This window comes from Demequina sp. (assembly GCF_016278765.1).
Lineage (GTDB): Bacteria > Actinomycetota > Actinomycetes > Actinomycetales > Demequinaceae > Demequina.
In genome coordinates this window covers 1-18,930 of sequence record NZ_JADQBE010000055.1, presented here as the reverse complement: position 1 = coordinate 18,930, position 18,930 = coordinate 1, and the positions used below count along the sequence as shown (strand labels likewise).

Here is an 18,930-nt window from a genome sequence, read left to right as displayed (position 1 = left end):
GGGCGGTGCGTCATCAGCACGCGGTCCCAGTCGAAGGAGCACGCGTAGCGCTCCATGGACGAGCGCTGCTGGGCGATGTTGTCCTCGGTCCATCCCGCCGGGTCCACACCACGCTTGATCGCCGCGTTCTCGGCCGGCAGGCCAAAGGAATCCCAGCCGATGGGGTGCAGCACGTTGAAGCCCTTGAGCATCCAGTAGCGTGCGATCACGTCTCCCAGGGCATACGCCTCGGCGTGACCCATGTGCAGGTCGCCGGAGGGGTACGGGAACATGTCCAGCACGTACTTGGTGGGTCGCTCGTCGTCGGCGTCGGAAGACCTGAACGGCTGCTTCTGTGCCCACACCGGCTGCCACCGTTGCTCGATCGTGTGGAAGTCGTAGCGCGCGTCGTCCAGGGAAGTCTCGGGGGAAGTCACCCGAGGATTCTAGCGACCGTACGCGACCCCTTACGCGAGCAAGGTCACCTTGACGGACACATCCAGGCTGCTGGCGGACCCGCCGAACACCCCGGTCAGCGGTGCGACGTCCCGATACTCCCGTGCGCGGGCCACGATCACGTGGTGATCACCAGCCTCCCGGTCGTTGGTTGGGTCGAATCCAAACCAGTCCCCGGTCCACCATTCGACCCACGCGTGGCTCTCGCCGCGCACCGTCTGACCCACCTCGGCCTCCGGATTCGGATGGAGGTAGCCCGACACGTAACGCGCGGGAATGCCGATGCTTCTCAAGGCACCGATGGCGAGGTGAGCAAAGTCCTGGCAGACGCCCGACTTCGCGTCCCAGGCCTCCCGGGCGAGGCTGTGCACATTGGTCGAGCCGGGCACATACTTCATTTCGGCATTGAGATGGTCACAGATGGCGCGAGCGGCTTCGTCGGGCCCGCCCTTGGCCTTGGCCTCGCGCGCAAACTGGGTGAGATCCTCGTTGGGCTCGGTCGCATTCGACACGGCAAGGTACTCGGACAGCAGGTCCTGGAACATCGGACCCTGGAGCGCGTCCCACCCCACGCGTTCCACCTTGTGGGTGACGGGAAGTACCTCGACCTGGGACGTGGCGGTCACGGACAGGGACGTGTGCGGCTCGGTGATCTCAAAGACCACCACATCGGTCTCCCAGTAATCCTTGTACGACGACTTCCAGGACAAGGGATGGATCTCAAGTTTCGACTCGAGCACGCGCTGGCGCGGCAGCCACGCGGGCGTCAGGCGCGCCTCGTTGTAAGAGCTCGCGATCGGCGTCGCATAGTTGAACGTGGTGTTGTGCACCACCTTGAGGATCGTCACACCGCCTCCTGACTCCACAGCACGGACGACGACGGCAGGAAGAACCGATCCCTGATGATGTCGGAGGCCATCGCGCACGCCTGCTGCACGTGGCGCATCTGTGCGGGAAGGTCCGCCAGGATCTCGTCGATCGCCTCGTATTCGAGGTTGGTGCGGGCCCTGCCGAGAGCCAGCCGCGCCTGGTCGGTCTGCGAATGGCGCGACAGTCCGGGTTCAATCAGGGTGAGAGTGGTCTCCGCCTTGTCGAGGTTGTAGGCAATCGAGCGCGGGAACATCCGGTCGATCAGCAGGAACTCGGCGGCGCGCTCCTCCGTCACCAGGGCCCTCACGGTGCGCAAGTACGCCTCGTGCGCGGAGCACGTCCGCAACAGGGTTGTCCAGTTGGGGCCGGTGGTGCCTGCGAGCGCCTTGGTCATCAACAGGCGCGCAATCATGTCCGCTCGCTCCAGCGACCGACCCAGTTCCATGAAGTTCCAGGCATCGTCACGCGACGTGGTCGCGCTGTGCAGACCCCACACCACCGCCGCCCGCTCGCGTACCCAGAGAAAGAAATCGTGGGGGCGCGGGGTGCGCGAGCGCGCGCCCAACTGCATATACGTCGTGTTGAGGGACTCCCACACCTCGGTCGAGATCACCTCTCGAGCACGACGGGCGTTGTCGCGTGCGGCTCCCAGGGTGCCCGTGATGGAGGAGGACCGTTGCGGGTCCGTCGCGAGCGACTGAAGGACGGTCTCGCGGGTCGCGGTGCCCTCGACCGGGACGTGCATCACCGCAAGCAGCGACGCGTTGGCGGTGGGTTCGTCCACCCACGGGTCCTCGAGCAACACGTTGAGGTGCACGTCCAGCAGGCGGGCGGTGTTGTCCGCCCGCTCCACATAGCGCCCGATCCAGAACAGCGACTCCGCGATCCGGCTCAGCATGGCAATCCCTGCTGTTGCTGCTGCATCTGCTGCTGGCCGTGGACGTAATCGTCGGGGTGGGCGGATTGCGGCACCGGGGCCACCCCGGAGAATTCGACGCGCGACTCGGGCGTCGGGACGGAACCTCGGTGGCGCACGCCACCGAGTACCCAGGTGTCCTTCGATCCGCCACCTTGAGACGAGTTCACGATCAACTGCCCCCTTTGCAACGCCACGCGCGTCAGCCCGCCCGGCAGCACCCACACATCGTCTCCGTCATTGATGGCGAAGGGTCTGAGGTCGACGTGACGCGGCTCGAGTCCCTCAGCGGTGAGAGTCGGCACGGTGGACAGTTGCACCACCGGTTGCGCGATCCACCCGCGCGGGTCCTCGAGAATCTGCTTGCGTGCCGTCTCCAGTTCGCTCTGGCTTGCGGCTGGACCAATCAGCACTCCCTTGCCGCCCGCGCCGTCAACGGGCTTGACCACCAACTCGCCCAACCGGTCCATGACCTCCGCCAGCGCCTGGCGCTCCTCGAGCCGCCACGTGTCGACGTTGGGCAAGATCGGGTCCTCGCCCAAGTAGTACCGGGTGAGCTCGGGCATGTACGTGTAGATGAGCTTGTCATCGGCCACACCATTGCCGACCGCGTTGGCGATCGTGACGTTGCCCAGCCGGGCCGCGTGAATGATCCCGGGAGCACCCAAGGCCGAGTCGGGGCGGAACACCACCGGGTCCAGGAACTCGTCGTCCACGCGGCGATAGATGACGTCCACCCGGCGCCTGCCCGCCGTCGTCCGCATGTAGACGCGGCCGGCGTGAGTCTCGAGGTCGCGGCCCTCCACCAGCTCGACGCCCATGGTGCGCGCCAGCAGTGAGTGCTCGTAGTAGGCGGAGTTGAACACGCCGGGCGACAGCACCACGATCGACGGATCCTCGACGCCCTCGGGCGCTGCCTTCGCGAGCGCGGATCGCAACCGCTGGCTGTACTCGAGTACCGGGCGCACGCCCATGGCGCCGAACAGGTCCGGGAACATCTGGCTCATCGCGCGGCGGTTGGACAACACGTAGCTCACGCCGGAGGGCACCCGCACGTTGTCCTCAAGCACCCGCCAGATGCCGTGTTCGTCGCGCACCAGGTCAATTCCGGAGACGTGGACGCGGACTCCGTTCGCGGGGTCCACGGCGCCGACGACGCGGTGGAAGTACTGCGATGTGGTGATGAGCCGGCGCGGGACGATGCCGTCCGTGACGCACCGCTGCGAACCGTACACGTCGGCCAGGAACGCCTCGAGTGTGCGCACCCGCTGGGCGACGCCGGGCGAGATGATCTCCCACTCATCCGCCCCCACCACGCGGGGAACGATGTCGAGCGGGAACGGCCGCTCCTCGCCCGCATGGTCGAAGGTTACCCCCTGCGCAAGATAGGTGTTGGCGAGCGATTCTGCCCGCGCCTGGAGGTCCTCCCCCGACATCTTCTCAATCTCGGCATAGACCTTCGCGTAGGGGTCCCTCACCACACCCTTGACGTCGACGGCCTCGTCCCACGCGGCGGCGGGCGAGTACCCGGTCCAGGGTGTCGAAGCGTCGGCGGCCATGTCCTCAGGGTATCTGCGGCATGTATCAACGGCGTTTCCATCGCGTCATCGGGCCCCGACGTCCCTTCCGCCCCTGCCCGCACACTGCTAGTTTCTGCCTCATGGGAATCATTGAGGATGGACTCGCGCCAGAAGAGGAACTGCTGCTGCATCGCCGCAAGCACTGGAAGACGATCATTGGGCCCATCCTGGTGGGCATCGTGGTCACGGGGGCCGCCGTGACGCTCTTGGTGTTGCTGCGCGGCTCCGACATCGACTCACCGTGGGCGACGATCCTGGCGATTGTGCTGGGGGTCGCCTGGCTGGTGGCCTTCTCGTGGTGGACGGTCGCTCCCCTCGTGCGATGGGCCACCACCCACTTCGCGATCACCAACCGCAGGCTCATCTTCCGCACGGGCGTGTTCACCAAGACGGGCATCGACATCCCCATCGCGCGCATCAACTCGGTGCAGTTCCGTCACGAGTTGATCGACCGCATCTTCCGCACCGGCACGCTGATTGTCGAGTCCGCCTCGGATGAGCCACTCGAGTTCGACGACATCCCGCGCGTGGAGCAAGTGCACTCGATGCTCTACGACGAGCTCAACGACCTTCTCGACGGAGACGACGACCGCTCCCGCGCCTAACACCGGCGAGAGTGTCCGTGGCTAAGGTACGGATATGGCTGGCGCAGATCCGATGACCGACCCCGACTCCCCCGAGTACGCCGCCCACGTGGCCGACGGCTACGCCTTCGAGGGCGAGGCGATCGCCATCGGCGCGCTCGTGCAAGGCGAGGAGGCGACCGAGACGGCACAGGTGCGGCTGCCCCTCAAGATGATGAACCGCCACGGGCTCATCGCCGGGGCGACTGGAACCGGCAAGACGCGCACCCTGCAAGTGTTCGCGGAGTCCCTGTCGGATGCGGGGGTGCCCGTGTTCGTGACGGACATCAAGGGCGACCTGTCCGGCATGGCCCTCGAGGGCGAACAGAAGGACTTCATCGACAAGCGCGCCGCCGACATCGGCCAGGAGTGGGCACCGAAGGCATACCCGCTGGAGTTCTACGCGTTGGGCGGCATCGGCAAGGGGGTGCCGCTGCGCACCACCGTGACGGACTTCGGCCCACTGCTGATGTCCAAGGTGTTGGGCCTCACCGACGTGCAGGAGTCGGCGATGGGGCTGATCTTCCATTGGGCCGACACGAACGGGCTGGCGTTGCTCGACCTCAAGGATTTGCGCGCCGTGATCCAGTTCCTGGGCTCGGACGAGGGCAAGCCGGAACTGAAGGACATCGGCGGCGTCTCGTCGTCGACAGCGGGCGTGCTGCTGCGCGAGATCGCCAACCTCCAGGCGCAAGGCGCCGACGACTTCTTTGGTGAGCCCGCCTTCAACACGATGGACCTGCTCAAGACGGCCCCCGACGGACGCGGCATCATCTCGTGCCTCGAGCTCCCCGACCTCCAGGACCGCCCCCACCTGTTCTCCACGTTCATCATGTGGCTGTTGGCCGACCTCTTTGCCGACCTTCCCGAGGTGGGAGACCCCGACAAGCCTCGCCTGGTGTTCTTCTTTGACGAGGCGCACCTGCTGTTCACGGACGCGTCCAAGGACTTCCTCACCCAGGTCACCCAGACCGTGCGCCTGATTCGCTCCAAGGGCGTCGGCGTGTTCTTTGTAACCCAGACGCCCAGGGACGTCCCGGCCGACGTGCTGGGCCAGTTGGGTTCGCGCGTGCAGCACGCTTTGCGCGCCTTCACCCCGGACGACGCTGCGGCCATGAAGGCGACCGCGCGGACGTTCCCTCACTCCCCTTACGACCTCGAAGAGGTGCTCACCACGATGGGGATCGGCGAGGCGGCGGTGACGGTGCTGAGCGACAAGGGCGCGCCCACGCCTGTCGCGTGGACCAGGCTGTGCGCGCCGCGCGGCTCCATGGACCCCGCGCCAGAAGGCGTGATAGACGGCATCGTCAAGGCGAGCCCGCAGGCGGCGGCGTATGGCGAGGTGCTCGACCGCGAGAGCGCCTACGAGAAACTGGCCGCGAAGGCCGCAGCGCGGTCTGAGGCGGTCCAGGAGGCCGCCGAACAGGCCGAGAAGAAGGCCGACGCTCCCAAGTCCCGGTCGTCAAGGCGCGACAAGTCCGTGGTGGAGCAGGTCGTCACATCTCAGCCGGTCAAGACCTTCGCGCGTCAGGCGGGGCGCGAGGTGGGACGCCAGATCATGCGATCCCTCTTGGGGGTCCTCAAACGGTAGATGCAGCACTGCCGCATCTGCGGCGGTAATGTGTCATTCATGACGCACTTGCGGGTATCGGAGGCGGCGGCGCTCGTGGGCGTGAGTGACGACACTCTTCGCCGGTGGATCAAGTCACAAGCGATCGCGACGGCCACGGACGACGCCGGGCGCATGACGGTGTCAGGGCAAGACCTCGCGGCGTACGCGAGTCTGTCGCAGGCGCCCGACGACCACTCGACCGTCTTGAGGTCTGCACGAAATCGCTTCGTGGGGCTCGTGACCGCGATCACGGCAGACACTGTCATGGCCCAAGTCGACATGCAGTGCGGTCCGTTTCGGGTGGTGTCCCTCATGAGCTCAGAGGCGGTGCGGGAACTCGGGCTTGAGGTGGGATCGGTGGCCACGGCCGTCGTGAAGGCGACCACCGTGATCGTCGAAACGACCCCACCCGCGGCCAGATGACCGCGCGCGTGGCCCTGCTCGCGTGCGCCGCGGCGCTCGTGCTGTCGGCGTGCGGTGGGACAGCGGATGCCTCCCCGCCCACGGTGGGTGAGATCACGGTGGCGGCGGCGAGTGATCTGCGCCCGGTATTCGAGGAGCTCGGCGAAGCCTTTGAGGCCGAGACCGGAACAAGGGTCACCTTCTCGTTCGGGTCATCGGGGCAGCTTCGCGAGCAAATCCTGGGCGGCGCGCCCTTTGATCTGTTCGCATCGGCAAACGTCGAGTTCGTGGACGACGTGATCGAGGCCGGTCGAGGCGTCGCAGCGACCAAGGCGGACTACGCGTTCGGGAGAATCGTGTTGTGGGCCCCGGCGGGCGTCGCGCTGCCCCGCTCTATCGAAGACCTGACGGCCCATCAATACCGGCGGGTGGCGATCGCGAACCCTGAGCACGCGCCGTATGGACTTGCCGCGCAGCAGGCGTTGCAGTCGGCAGGAGTCTACGAGCAGGTTCAGTCCCGGCTTGTGTACGGGGAGAACATCTCTGACACGTTCCGCATCGCCCAGTCGGGCAACGCCGACGTCGGCATGGTGGCACTGTCATTGGCCATCGCTGACGGGAGCGATTACACCGTCATCCCTGCGGACCTTCATGAACCGCTCGAGCAGGCCCTCGTGGTCACGTCGACTGGCCCTCGTGGAGAAACGGCGACCGCCTTCGCCGACATGATCGGTTCGCCAGCAGGTCGCGAGGTGATGGCCCGGTACGGGTTCGTGCTCCCCGGCGGCCCACCAGGAAAGCAAGGCTGACATCGTGGACGACTGGTCGCCGCTGTGGCTTTCGCTGTGGGTAGCCACGTCGGCGACGCTCATCGCTGCGGTTGCAGGCATCGGCCTCGCGTACGTGCTTGCCAAGGGCCGCTTCCCTGGGCGTGGGCTTCTCGAGGCCATCGCGACGGTGCCGATTGTGTTGCCGCCGACCGTGCTGGGCTACTACCTGCTCACCGCGCTTGGCGTGAACAGCCCCATCGGCCAGGCGTGGGAGCGCTTCTTCGGCGCGCCGCTCGTGTTCACCCCGACCGCCGCCGTCATCGCAGCGTCGATCTCGGCGCTGCCCTTCGTGGTGCGCACTGGCCGCGCCGCAATCGAGGAGGTAGACCCCCGGCTCGAGGATGCAGCCCGCGTCGCCGGACACCGCGAATGGAGGGTCGCGACGCTCGTGACCGTCCCCGTGGCGCGGCGAGGGCTGCTCGCAGGGGTAGCGCTCGGGTTCGCGCGCGCGCTCGGCGACTTCGGAGCCACCGTCATGGTCGCGGGCAACATCCCCGGCCACACCCAGACTCTGCCCATCGCCGTCTACGACTTTGTGCAAGCAGGCGACGGCGCCGCCGCGGGAACCGGCGCCCTCATCCTCGCAGGCATCGCCGTGGTCGTCCTCCTCGCCGTCACCACCCTTTCGGCGCGTCGGATATGACTCCGCCAGCCCTGGCCCGGCGAAGCGTCGTGGTCGACTGCACTACCAGCGTCGGCGAGTTCACGGTCTCCGCGGCCTTCGATGCGGCCAAGGGAATCACCGCGTTGTTCGGCCCCTCCGGCTCTGGCAAGAGCGTGACTCTCGCGTCGATCGCCGGTTTGCTTCGCCCACAGCGCGGCTCGATCGCGATCGGCGGCACCGTGGTTGCCGACGCCGCGGCTGGGGTACACGTGCCCACGCAAGCGCGCCGGCTCGGGATGGTGTTCCAAGATGCGGCACTGTTGCCTCATCGCACCCCGCTCGACAACGTGGCGATCGCGATTCACGGGCAGAGCAGGAACGGCCGTCGCGACCAGGCTCGCGAGTGGCTGGGCAGGGTGCAGGCCGGTCAGCTTGCCGATACACCGACCGCGACGTTGTCTGGAGGCGAACAGCAACGCATCGCGCTCGCAAGGGCGCTGGCGGGCCACCCGGAGGTGCTGTTGCTCGACGAGCCTTTCAGCGCCCTCGATCTGCCTACTCGCAAGTCGCTGCGTCAACTGGTCCGCGACCTGGTCGACGCCCACGGACTGACCGCGCTCATCGTCACTCACGACCTCGACGACATCGCGCACCTCGCGGACAGGGTGGTGCTCTACGAGCCCGGTCGGTCCACCGTCAGCCACGACGTCGTCGGCGTCGCTCCAGAAGCGCTGCCCCGGCTGCTCGGCCTCATGACCTGACCTCACGGCCCTCGCACGCCGCCGACGCTGCACCCGCGCGGTGCCTAGGACGGCTTCTCTGCGGCCGATCGCGCGTAGAACCACCACGCGACGACCGCGCCCACCACCGCAAGCAGGGACCACCCGACGAACAGCGCGACTGGTGGAAAGCTCGCGAGCGCGATGCCAAAGAAGAACGGACCGAAAGCCGCGATGGCCGAGGTGAAGCCGATGACCCCACCGGCCTGCCTGCGCTCAAAGATCACCGGCATCTGCTTGAACGTGCTCGCGTTGCCGACCCCTGCGAAGAAGAAGATGGCAAGCATTCCCCACAGGAAGGCCGGGAACTGGTCGGCAGAGCTGGGGTTGAGTTGCAGGGCGGTGAAGATCGACGCGCCAGCGATTCCCGCGGAGGAGATGAGCGTGACACGTGCGCCTCCGAACTTGTCGGCGACAGGACCCGCCGCCACACGCGCGGCGGATCCCACCAACGCGCCGAGGAAGGCGTACTTGAGCGGGTCGATCCCTTCGGCCCCGAACACGTCAGAGCCGAACTGGTTCTTGATCAGCAGGCCGAAGATGGCCGCAAAGCCAGAGAAGGATCCAAAGGTGATGACGTAGAGAAGCGTCATCAGCCAGGTGTGCTTGTTGCGGAGGATGTCGAATTGATCCCGCACGCGCGTGACCCTCACGGGAACGGATCGCAACAGGATCCAGGCGGCGATGGCGCCGATGAGTACGAGCGGCACCCAGGCGTATCCGGCATTCTGGTAGAAGACTTCTTTGCTCGCCCCTGTGGTGTCGTCGACCACGCGTTGAGGAGCGCCGATCGCCGTGGCGAACGCACCTCCCAGGAGCATGAAGCCCACGATCCACGGCGTCGCGAGTTGCACGATGCTGACGCCAAAGTTGCCCACGCCAGCCTGGACCCCGAGTGCGACCCCCTGCTTGGAGCGCGGGAAGAAGTAGGACGTGCTCGGCATGAAGCCGGAGAAGGCGCCGCCGCCGATGCCGGCGAAGATGCCGAGGAGCAGCAGCACGGCGTAGGGAGTGTCGGGGTTCTGGACCGCGAGCGCCCAGCCCACCAGGGGAATCAGCAGCAGCAACGTGGTGAGCGTGACGAGCTTGCGCGTGCCGATCACGGGCGGCAGGAAGGTCCATACGAGGCGCAGCAGGCCTCCCGCGAGGCCAGGCATGGCCGTCAGCCAGTAGAGCTGGCCCTTGCTGAGGTCGAAGCCGATGTCGTTAAGCACCGGCGCCAAGGCGGACACGAGGAACCATGCGATGAACGCCAGCGTGAGACTGAAGGTCGTGACCCACAGCGTCTTCCACGCCAGGCCGTGATCCCAATCGGGCGATTCTGGGTCCCACGCGTCGAGCCAGTCGCCGCCCTGGTGTGCCGCGCTTGCCGTGTCGTCGGATGTGTTGGTCATGAGTGGGCTCCTGCCGATCGTGTGGAAGCTGTGACCCGAGGGACAGCGGGCACAGCCTCCTCGATGTCTGTGGCGGTGGTGGTGAGTTGATCGTGCTCAAACTTGTGGGTCAGTCCAGGGCTTGCCGAGTGAAGCAGATTGACGACGGTGACGTGCATCCATACGGCGGCAACCAGGGTGAGGGCGAACAGCACGAAGAAGGTGGACTGAGGAAGGCCGGTCCAACTGGTCGTGTAGGCGAACAGCGGCGGCAGGAAGAACCCGCCGAGTGCACCAAGGGAACCAACAAGGCCACCCACCGCCCCCACGTCGTGCGGGAAGTATTCGGGGATGTGCTTGTACACGGCCGCCTTGCCGATGCCCATTGCGCAGCCGATGACGAACACCAGCACCGTGAAGAGCACCACTCCGACGTGCCACGGGAGCACCTCGCTCGCGGCGCCTTCGCCGTCGAGCACCACGATGTGGCCGTACGGCATCATGAGCACACCAGAGGCGACGAGCATGGTGCCAAACGTCGCGTACATGACGCGGCGGGCGCCGAACTTGTCGGAAATCCACCCACCCACCGGGCGCAGTAGCGAAGCGGGGAAGATGAACAGGGCGGTGAGTAGTGCGGCCTTTGACAGCGGCACGTCGTACACGTCGACGTAGTACTTGGGCAACCAGGCCGCGAGCGCCACGTAGGCACCGAATACCACTGCGTAGTACAGGCTGAAGCGCCAGGCGCGAGCGTGCTTGAGCGGCGCGAGCAGCTCCTTGAAGGATCGCCCCCTACCTGGGGTGTGGTCGTGGTGCGGGGTACCAAACCAGGTCACGGCCGCCATGATGACGAGCAAGATCGCGTACACCATAGGCACGGAGCGCCACCCGCCGGGAATGACGCCGAAGAGCAGTCCTCCTGCCGGCACCGCAGCGATCATCGCCGGGCCGATGAACTTGGTCACAGAGGCGCCCACATTGCCAGCACCGAATACGCCGAGCGCCATGCCCTTGCGGCCCTGCGGCCACCACGCGCTCACCCAGGCGATTCCTGCGCTGAAGGCGTTGCCCGCGAAGCCGACGAGGAAGGCGTAGACGAGTAGCACGGCGTACGACGAAGCGGTAGAGACGAGGTAGGCGGGCAGAGCAGTGAACGCCAGCATCACGACGAAGACCTTGCGGCCGCCCCACCGGTCGGCGGCGATTCCCGCCGGTAGACGCCAGATCGAGCCATTGAGGACCGCGACGGCCGTGATCCACGACAGTTGCACGTCGTTCAGGCCGAACTCGTCGCGAATCTTGATGCCGAGTACCCCGAACATCAGCCACACGGCAAACATCAGGGTGAAGCCAACGGTGGACACGGCAAGTACACGCCCACGGCCGCGCTCGGTGGACTCGGCGTCCGAACTCATCGCGGCACCTCCCTTGGTGTCGAGGCAGTGGCATCTCTGAGCCCCACCATACTCATTTGCTCACATTTCGCAATATCTTCCGTGTTTAATGCTTCATATGATTATGTTCGGCGGAAAGCCTTGCCACGAGGCCCGACGGGGACGCCGACCGCACGGCCCGTGCGCTTACGCTTGACCTATGGCCGATACCTGCGTGGCACGCGTTCCCGTCTTCGCCGGGCTTTCGACAGCCGATCAACAACGCGTCGCCGGCTTGGCACGCCCGAGGCGGCTTTCCGACGGTGAAACCGCGTACTCCGCCGACGACGAGGTGGCGCAGCTCGTGGTCGTACACACGGGGTACCTCAAGATCTTCAGGCTCGCGGCCGACGGCAACGAGCATCTGTTCCGCATCCTCGGGCCCGGTGAATTCGCGGGCGAGACATCTGTATTCACAGGGCGGCGTCCCCTGGACTTCGCGGTATCGGTGGGCGAGTGTCAGTTGTGCGTTTTTCGCCACGACGACCTCGAGGTCCTTATCCGTCAGTACCCTGATATCGGCATGCGCATGCTCGCGACCGTAGTGGAACGCCTTGCTCGCACCGAGAATCGACTCAACTCTCTCACCTCACGGGACGTCGAGAGCCGTCTGGCGACGTACCTCCTCGGCCTGCCCACCTCCGGGAACGATCAGGTCGCCACGGTGACCTTGCCGCTGGCAAAGAAGGACGTGGCCGCGTTGCTTGACACGACACCGGAGAGCCTCAGCCGTGCGCTCTCTCGGCTCGCGGGGCGTGGCCTCATCGCCATCGGCGCTGGTCGTTCGGTGTCCATTACGCAGCCCGCTGCGCTGCGGGCGCTCGCACAAGCCGAGTGAGGCCTTCTCGTCGCCAGCGCCGCCAAAGCCGACCCGTCACCATCGCCTCGACCTCCGCGAACCGCACAAAGGGCTGGTCCCACACCCGAGAGTCGTCCGAGGCGTCTGCGTTGTCCCCCACCACGAAGTAGCTCTCCCGTGGCACCCGCCATGCCTCGGTAAGGGCCCCTCGCACCCGAGCCCGGCCATCGAGGGCCTCCCCGTTGACGAACAGGCGACCTGCCTCGAACTCGACGAGGTCGCCGGGCAATCCGACGACGCGCTTCAGCATGCGCCACTCGTCGCGGCGAAACACCACCACCATGCCGCGCAGCAACGACGCGTGATTGCGTCCGACCGTCCGCGTGAGCAGAAGGTCGGCCGCACGGTAAGTGGGGGCCATGGACTGACCCGCCACCCGAACAATGCGCTTCACGCTTGCCCTAGTGCGCGCATGCATGCTCGTGCGCATTCGTATGGTGATCGGCGTGCTCGTGGTGCGCGTGATCCTCACCCTCGGCGTACTTGAAGAAGTCGACGTAGGCGGCGAGGTAGCGGCGACCAGCCTCCACGTCGTCGACATCGAAGTCCTTCACCGCGAGCGCGGCTTCGAATCGCCTGTCGAGTTCGGCGCGGCGCTCTTGCGGTACGAGCGACAGGAGGTGAGTGTCCGATCTCAGGGCCATGGCCTCGTCGGCCGCCGCAACTACCGGGTCGACCGGCGCTCCGACGGGCTGAATGCCGGTGAATGCGACGCCCTCGCTCGCACGGTGCAGGCGTACCAGGGTCTCGAGGAAGAGACGGTCAGCCACCTCGGCGGCCTCGATCCCGAGCCCACGGACCTCCAGCGCCTTGCCAAAGACGTCACGCAACTCGGCCTCGCCCTCGGCGGGGATCCACTTCAGTGCGTAGTTGACATTCCCCGTCTCCAACGCCTTGCGCCCGCACGCGACGGCGGGTCCGTCTGCGGTGTCGCAGTGGGCCTGCACCTCGGCGGGCTTCAATGCCGTGAGCACGGTCATGATGCGGTTGATGAACATGAGACTCTCCATTTCTTCTTGAGTTGATCTCACGCTAGGAGGATCGCGGCCCCGCCGCCTTGACGCAGGTCAAGCCGAACCGGACATCATCGAGAGGGCTCATCCCGCCGAGTCCGCGATCGCGAGACTCCCCCGGGGTTCCCGGTCGGATGCCGTGCTGCCCTCGCGATGGTCGAAGAGAAAGCCCATTCCGACGGAGGGCAGCCGACTACGCGCCCGCCGCTGAGCCGAGACCTGCGCGGAGTTCTTGATAGACCTCGTGTGCGTCGCGCGTGGACGTCAGCGGCGCCGACTGTCCCGCCCACAGCGACAGCAGGTCGCTTCGTCCCACGCGCGCGGCCTCGGTGCGGAATTGACCCGTGAGCCAGATCTGAGCTGGGAACGGCGCGATCGTCTCGGCCGCCTCGATCGCCGTTACGGCATCGTTGGCAATACCGCGCGATAGCCGTCCACTCGTCGCGCGAGTCAGGACCGTTCCCACCTCACCCACAGTGCCAATCGCCCGTCGGCAGGCGTCACTCGCGCCGGATTGCCGCGTGCGGAGGAATGCCGTGCCCACCTGCACCCCATCGGCACCGAGCGCAAACGCTGCGGACACACCACGCCTGTCGGCGATGCCACCCGCGGCGATCACCGGCACCGACACCGCGTCGACTGCCTGGGGAACGAGCGCAAGAAGACCCACAAGGGAGTCCTCGGGCGCGCGCAGGAAAGACACCCTGTGCCCGGCAGACGCGAACAGCGGCGCGAGCGCACGTGTGTATGGGGCGAGGTCGATATCGCCCGGGGTTACCTCATCACCGGTTGGCAACCAAAGGTTGACCGCGAATGGTCTGCTTGTCTCGGTGCGGATGTCATGGATCGTCTGGGCGATGCGCTCCGGCTGGTAGCCGTATAGCCCATAGGAACCCAGCCCGCCACACTCGCTGATCGCCGCCGTCAAACTCACGGAGGAGACACCTCCGAACGGCCCGAGTACGATCGCGTCATCGATCCCGAGCAGCTTTTCCAGACGCCCTGGCCTCGTGTTCACGATGCTCCTTCCTGCGGCCCGCTGTCGGGCACCATGCGCGTCGGGGTTCCATCACCCCCGTGCCCACCCTCGGACCTTGCTCCCACCGTCTGCCCGGCTATCCACGCGACAAATGATGAGATCCTCCCGCCTGGCACGCGCCACATCCCTGCAAGACTCGACCCTGGTGGCATCTGCGCGAAAGCGGCATGGGCCTGGGTCGCATCGCCACATGATGACCGCTGGCACGGAGGCGGCGCCGTGAACTCGACCGCCAACGGGCACGTGCCGATCAGACCGGGCGTCCTGTACGTCGGCACTCCCGTCATCTTCGTGTGCACCCAAAATGCCGATGGATCGGCGAACCTCATGGAGCGCCCGGAACTGACCGTCAACTTCCCCTCTCCGGAACACTGGAGTGCGGTCGAGGCCATGGGGGACGTCACCGGCATGGAGATCGTGCCAGCGGGCAAGTCCGCGCGCTACCGCCACCATGCAGACAAGTTCGCCCTCGCGCGCCTCAGCGCGGAGCCCTCCGAGATGGTCGCCCCGCCGCGCGTTGCCGAATGTGCACTCCAATTCGAGGCGACGGTAGAGCGAGCGACTAGGGGCGTGGGCGACTACTTCATGGTCGAGGCCCACGTCGAGCGGGTACACGCCGCGCCGCGGATCGTGGTGGACGGAACGGATCACGTCAACCCACGCACCTGGCAACCATTGATCTACGCGTTCCGCCACTACTTTGCACTCGGCCGCGAACTCGGTTACCGACCGAGTAGCGCGCTTGCCGTACTCGATCCACAGCAAGGTTGAGCTCGCTCGCGACGACGCGCCACGACGACGCTTGCGCGGCGGAATTGCTACCATCGATCTTGGTATCAAAGCCGAACTGCCGTCCACGACGCTGGGCCTCGCGGCCGCGCCAACCCCGTCGACAACTGTGTGAGCGGAGGGAGAAGCGATGGGCGAGATCGCCTTGGTACGCGTCTACGACCCGCAGCCGAGCATCGGACAGGTCTTTCTTGTGGAGAGGCTCTGGCCGCGTGGTGTGCGTCGCGACTCGCGCCTGACCGACGCCTGGCTCAAAGACGCGGCGCCGAGCACCGAACTGCGTCGGTGGTTTGAACACGATCCCGAGAAATGGGCGGAGTTCCGCGATCGCTACTTTGGTGAACTGGACTCGCGCCCCGATGCCTGGCGCCCGCTCATTCAGACCGAACCCGTGACGCTACTCTTCAGCTCCCGAGATCGGGTGCACAACAGCGCCGTGGCGCTGCGGGACTATGTGATGGCGCGCACGGCATGAACCGCTCTGAAACCGGGCCGGTGGATGGCGATCGGCACCACGCAGGCGCGGATGGCCCGTCACTGTCGGACCCACCCTCACCCCGGCTAGGAACACGCAGACGCGCCGTCCTCGAATGCGTGCAGCGGGCCCCCGAGGCGGTGGGGGTAGCCGACGTTGCCGCACTCACCCACCTGCATCCCAATACGGCGCGATTTCACCTCGACGCGTTGGCCGCGGACGAGTTGGTCGCGCGAACCGTCGAGCCACGAACAACCCGTGGCAGGCCTCGCATCCTCTATGCGGCTACGGCCGAGGCGACGGCGCAGCGAAGCTACACCCTCCTCGCACACATGCTGGCGCACGTCGCTTCCTCCTCAGGCGACGGTCACTCGACGCCCGTGACGGTGGGCCGCTCGTGGGGTCGGACGATCGTCGAGCACGCCTCGGATCGGGGCGCACTTTCCATGGACGATGCCGTCGACACGCTCAAGCAGGTGTTCGACGAGGTGGGGTTCCAACCGGAGGTGCAGACACATGGCACCGAGGTCGCCCTCATGCTGCGGCACTGCCCATTCAGGGAAGTCGCAACCGTCTACCCCGACGTGGTGTGCGGCCTCCACCTTGGCATGCTGCAGGGCGCGCTTGCCGAACTCGGGGGCGTGGCCGTCGCCGAGTCCCTCGATCCCCTCGTCACCCCGCACCTGTGCATTGCCCGCGTGCGAAGCGCCGCCGCGGCCTGAGAGAGTCCCCTTCAATATTTACAAGTATTATGGTTTTTAACCGTGACGTCGCCGTGCGCGACAGCGCGACGGCCCCTCACGCGGGTGAACCATGGCCAAGGAGACTCGAATGACGTACGTGATCGGCGCGCCCTGCATCGACATCAAGGACCGCGCCTGCGTCGATGAATGCCCCGTCGATTGCATTTATGAAGGCGAACGAAGCCTGTACATCAATCCCGACGAGTGCGTCGATTGCGGAGCGTGCGAGCCCGTGTGCCCCGTCGACGCCATCTACTACGAGGACGACCTACCCGCCGCGCTTGCCCCCTATCTGGCCGACAACGCGTCGTTCTTCTCGCGGCCACTCCCGGGCCGCGACGCACCCGTGGGATCACCAGGGAGCGCCACGCAACTCGGGGCGATCGGCTCGGACACGGAGTTGGTCAGCGGTCATGCAACAATTCCCGGACACGTCCATACGGAGTAGAAACGAACCCCGGGGCACACTCCGTGCACCGCTCTCAGGTAGCACGTTACCTTGGCCTCGATACGCATCGGGCCCTCGATAACGAAGGATCCTTCGTGACTGGAACACCCTCGACCGAATGGGACCCCAGGGCCCGCGAAGTCCTCGACGACCAGATCGCCGCATACGACGAGTTACGTGGGCGTTGCCCCGTCGCACACAGCGACTTCCTCGACTGGTCGGTGCTGCGGCATGACGACGTCGTGCGCGTGCTCGACGATCCTCAGACGTTCAGCAACGCGGTCACGGATCGGCTCACGGTACCCAACGGAATGGATGCACCCGAGCACACCGAGTTCCGTCGCATCAACGACAAGTACTTCACTCCAGCTCTGATGAACGACTTCGAACCACGCTGCCGCGCCATCTGCGCCGACATCGTCGACGACGCGCCGCGGGGCGTGGCGACGGACCTCATGCCCGCGGTCGCCGAGATCTTCGCGCCGCGCGTGCAGAATGCGTTCCTCGGCTGGCCCGCGGACCTCGAGGAACCGCTGCGGCGCTGGACTGCCAAGAACCGCGTAGCCACGCTCGCGCAGGATCGGCCCGCCATGGCCGCCATCGCCGTCGAGTTCGACGGCTTCATCAGGGATCTGCTGAGCGTTCGCCGCCAGGCGGGTGACGCGGCACCGCAAGACCTCACGACTCTGCTACTTAGCGAGCGCGTCTGGGATCGCCCCATGACAGACGAGGAACTGGTGAGCCTCCTCCGCAACTGGACCGTCGGCGAACTGAGCACGATCTCGGCGAGCGTCGGCATCCTCGCCCACCACCTCGCGGTCCACCCCACGACCCAGCAGTTGCTTCGCGACGATCCCACCTTGATTGGCGCGGCGAATGACGAGATCCTGCGCATGAACGCACCGCTCATCGCCAACCGTCGCGTGACAACGCGTCAAGTCGACGTCGGTGGACAGGTCATCGACGCGGGCGAACGCGTCACGGTGCTCTGGGCTTCTGCCAACCGCGATGAGTCGGTCTTCGGTGACCCCGACGAGTTCCGGCTTGACCGCAAGCCGGAAGACAACCTTGTATACGGCAGAGGCCTCCACGCGTGTCCGGGCGCGCCCTTGGCTCGACTGGAGTTGCGCGTGTTTGTTGAGGAGTTCCTCGCGCGCACCACCGACATCTCGTATCCGAGCGCCACCGCGCCCACCCGCGCGCACTATCCCGGCGGCGGATTCGCCACACTCCCGCTCGTCCTGCGCTGACAGCTCCCGCGCGACCCCCCACGCCGCTTTCTCCACATTGACGATTTTCTTCCGTGTTTAATGCGGAGGGACGGCTCAGTGTGGTAGAAAAGCGCTATGACCACCGGGACCGAACAAGCAGTGAGCGACGCGCTTCTCGCGATCGCGGCGCGTGTTGATGGCGAGCAACCACCGGGCATGCCTGGCAAGGGGACCGGGTCCCGCGCCCACATTCTCGCCAAGCTCGAGTCCAGCACGAGCGAGTTCACCATTGACGAACTGGCTGCGATCGTGGGCCTTCACCCCAACACGGTGCGAGCCCACCTCGACGTCTTAGTGGCCGGCGGGCGCGTCGAGCGCATCCAGGGAAGGCCACACGGGAGGGGGCGCCCGCCGCTTGCCTTCAAGGCGTCTGCGGACGCGCGCGCCCCCTACGACGAACTCTCCCGAGTGCTGAGCGAGTCACTGGAAGTCGCCAACGCTCCGGAGCTCGCGCGCCGGACCGCCGAACGATGGGCGCAGTCCCTTGAGCCGCAGCCGATCGCGACCACCGCCGACCAGGCCGTCGACCACGCCGTCGAGTCCCTCCATTCCGTCGGCTTCTCCGCCGAGGCGTCGCCCCTGAGGGACTCGATCACCATCGGCGCATGCCCCTTTGCGGAACTCGTGGAGGAGCACCCCATCATTTGCGCCATCCACACCGAACTGCTCTCGACCGTCCTCAGTGCGTCTGGCCAAGAGGTCGGGGTCGAGGCGATGGACGTGTGGGTCATGCCCGCCCTGTGCCGCGCGCGACTCAGCCGGCCAGACCAGACGCCTGCACGCACGATCGACCCGCAGGCGTACGGCGATCACCTCCGTCCCCCTCTCCGGCG

22 protein-coding genes are annotated in these 18,930 nt (G+C 66.3%); 13 read left to right on the top strand and 9 right to left on the bottom strand.

Going from position 1 to position 18,930, the window contains the following annotated elements; all coding sequences use genetic code 11:
• From QZZ29_RS09695 to QZZ29_RS09680, 4 genes are all read right to left on the bottom strand, one after another.
• A partial coding sequence (locus QZZ29_RS09695; protein ID WP_291382848.1) for a class I tRNA ligase family protein occupies positions 1–416 on the bottom strand: 416 nt, incomplete at its 3' end.
• Between the two features lie 30 nt (positions 417–446).
• A complete protein-coding gene (locus tag QZZ29_RS09690; RefSeq protein ID WP_291382847.1) occupies positions 447–1,283 on the bottom strand; it encodes a transglutaminase family protein in 837 nt (278 codons plus the stop codon).
• The gene (locus QZZ29_RS09685) at positions 1,280–2,203 is read right to left on the bottom strand and encodes an alpha-E domain-containing protein (RefSeq protein ID WP_291382846.1); all 924 of its coding nucleotides are present in this window, start codon (positions 2,201–2,203) and stop codon (positions 1,280–1,282) included. The genes QZZ29_RS09690 and QZZ29_RS09685 overlap by 4 nt, the downstream gene beginning before the upstream one ends.
• Entirely contained in the window at positions 2,197–3,780 is a 1,584-nt protein-coding gene (locus QZZ29_RS09680; RefSeq protein ID WP_291382845.1) for a circularly permuted type 2 ATP-grasp protein, read from the bottom strand. The genes QZZ29_RS09685 and QZZ29_RS09680 overlap by 7 nt, the downstream gene beginning before the upstream one ends.
• A gap of 101 nt (positions 3,781–3,881) precedes the next feature.
• On the opposite strand from QZZ29_RS09680, the gene QZZ29_RS09675 reads away from it, so the two are divergent.
• The 6 genes from QZZ29_RS09675 to QZZ29_RS09650 are packed head-to-tail and all read left to right on the top strand — an operon-like array spanning position 3,882 to position 8,633.
• Positions 3,882–4,406, top strand: coding sequence for a PH domain-containing protein (locus tag QZZ29_RS09675; RefSeq protein ID WP_291382844.1), 525 nt, complete (start codon positions 3,882–3,884; stop codon positions 4,404–4,406).
• A gap of 52 nt (positions 4,407–4,458) precedes the next feature.
• Positions 4,459–6,015: a helicase HerA-like domain-containing protein gene (locus QZZ29_RS09670; RefSeq protein ID WP_291382849.1), complete on the top strand. Its 1,557-nt coding sequence runs from the start codon at positions 4,459–4,461 to the stop codon at positions 6,013–6,015.
• A 39-nt stretch (positions 6,016–6,054) separates the two neighbouring features.
• Positions 6,055–6,459 carry a TOBE domain-containing protein gene (locus QZZ29_RS09665; RefSeq protein ID WP_291382843.1) on the top strand — a complete coding sequence of 135 codons (405 nt, stop codon included), beginning with the start codon at positions 6,055–6,057 and terminating at the stop codon, positions 6,457–6,459.
• Positions 6,456–7,247, top strand: a complete 792-nt coding sequence (gene modA / locus QZZ29_RS09660) for a molybdate ABC transporter substrate-binding protein (protein WP_291382842.1) — start codon at positions 6,456–6,458, stop codon at positions 7,245–7,247. Before QZZ29_RS09665 ends, modA begins: the two co-directional genes overlap by 4 nt.
• Positions 7,248–7,251: 4 nt before the next feature.
• Positions 7,252–7,911, top strand: coding sequence for a molybdate ABC transporter permease subunit (gene modB / locus QZZ29_RS09655; RefSeq protein WP_291382841.1), 660 nt, complete (start codon positions 7,252–7,254; stop codon positions 7,909–7,911).
• Positions 7,908–8,633 (top strand): ATP-binding cassette domain-containing protein, encoded by a 726-nt coding sequence (locus QZZ29_RS09650; RefSeq protein ID WP_291382840.1) that lies wholly within the window; start codon positions 7,908–7,910, stop codon positions 8,631–8,633. Before modB ends, QZZ29_RS09650 begins: the two co-directional genes overlap by 4 nt.
• 44 nt (positions 8,634–8,677) lie before the next feature.
• Here the strand turns inward: QZZ29_RS09650 and QZZ29_RS09645 are convergent, their stop codons facing one another.
• Entirely contained in the window at positions 8,678–10,045 is a 1,368-nt protein-coding gene (locus QZZ29_RS09645; RefSeq protein WP_291382839.1) for an MFS transporter, read from the bottom strand.
• The gene (locus tag QZZ29_RS09640; RefSeq protein WP_291382838.1) at positions 10,042–11,442 is read right to left on the bottom strand and encodes a nitrate/nitrite transporter; all 1,401 of its coding nucleotides are present in this window, start codon (positions 11,440–11,442) and stop codon (positions 10,042–10,044) included. Before QZZ29_RS09640 ends, QZZ29_RS09645 begins: the two co-directional genes overlap by 4 nt.
• Positions 11,443–11,620: 178 nt before the next feature.
• Between QZZ29_RS09640 and QZZ29_RS09635 the strand changes: the two genes are divergently transcribed.
• Positions 11,621–12,298, top strand: coding sequence for a Crp/Fnr family transcriptional regulator (locus QZZ29_RS09635; RefSeq protein ID WP_291382837.1), 678 nt, complete (start codon positions 11,621–11,623; stop codon positions 12,296–12,298).
• Here the strand turns inward: QZZ29_RS09635 and lepB are convergent.
• The 3 genes from lepB to QZZ29_RS09620 all read right to left on the bottom strand — a co-directional run bounded on the left by lepB (position 12,255) and on the right by QZZ29_RS09620 (position 14,350).
• Positions 12,255–12,680, bottom strand: coding sequence for a signal peptidase I (gene lepB / locus QZZ29_RS09630; RefSeq protein ID WP_291382836.1), 426 nt, complete (start codon positions 12,678–12,680; stop codon positions 12,255–12,257). The genes QZZ29_RS09635 and lepB overlap by 44 nt on opposite strands.
• Before the next feature lie 40 nt (positions 12,681–12,720).
• Positions 12,721–13,350: a DUF6448 family protein gene (locus tag QZZ29_RS09625; RefSeq protein ID WP_291382835.1), complete on the bottom strand. Its 630-nt coding sequence runs from the start codon at positions 13,348–13,350 to the stop codon at positions 12,721–12,723.
• 175 nt (positions 13,351–13,525) lie between these two features.
• Positions 13,526–14,350, bottom strand: coding sequence for a nitronate monooxygenase (locus tag QZZ29_RS09620; protein WP_291382834.1), 825 nt, complete (start codon positions 14,348–14,350; stop codon positions 13,526–13,528).
• A gap of 240 nt (positions 14,351–14,590) precedes the next feature.
• Here QZZ29_RS09620 and QZZ29_RS09615 point away from each other — a divergent pair, with 240 nt between their 5' ends.
• The 6 genes from QZZ29_RS09615 to QZZ29_RS09590 form a co-directional block, all read left to right on the top strand.
• Positions 14,591–15,142, top strand: coding sequence for a flavin reductase (locus QZZ29_RS09615; protein ID WP_291382833.1), 552 nt, complete (start codon positions 14,591–14,593; stop codon positions 15,140–15,142).
• 148 nt (positions 15,143–15,290) lie between these two features.
• Positions 15,291–15,635 carry a DUF488 family protein gene (locus tag QZZ29_RS09610; RefSeq protein WP_291382832.1) on the top strand — a complete coding sequence of 115 codons (345 nt, stop codon included), beginning with the start codon at positions 15,291–15,293 and terminating at the stop codon, positions 15,633–15,635.
• Positions 15,632–16,357, top strand: a complete 726-nt coding sequence (locus QZZ29_RS09605; protein WP_291382831.1) for a helix-turn-helix domain-containing protein — start codon at positions 15,632–15,634, stop codon at positions 16,355–16,357. Before QZZ29_RS09610 ends, QZZ29_RS09605 begins: the two co-directional genes overlap by 4 nt.
• A 109-nt stretch (positions 16,358–16,466) precedes the next feature.
• Complete coding sequence (fdxA, locus tag QZZ29_RS09600; RefSeq protein WP_291382830.1) at positions 16,467–16,826, top strand: ferredoxin; 360 nt, start codon at positions 16,467–16,469, stop codon at positions 16,824–16,826.
• 95 nt (positions 16,827–16,921) lie between these two features.
• On the top strand, positions 16,922–18,076 hold the full coding sequence (locus QZZ29_RS09595; RefSeq protein WP_291382829.1) for a cytochrome P450: 1,155 nt from the start codon (positions 16,922–16,924) through the stop codon (positions 18,074–18,076).
• Between the two features lie 96 nt (positions 18,077–18,172).
• The coding region (locus tag QZZ29_RS09590; RefSeq protein WP_291382828.1) for a hypothetical protein at positions 18,173–18,930 on the top strand (758 nt) is incomplete at its 3' end.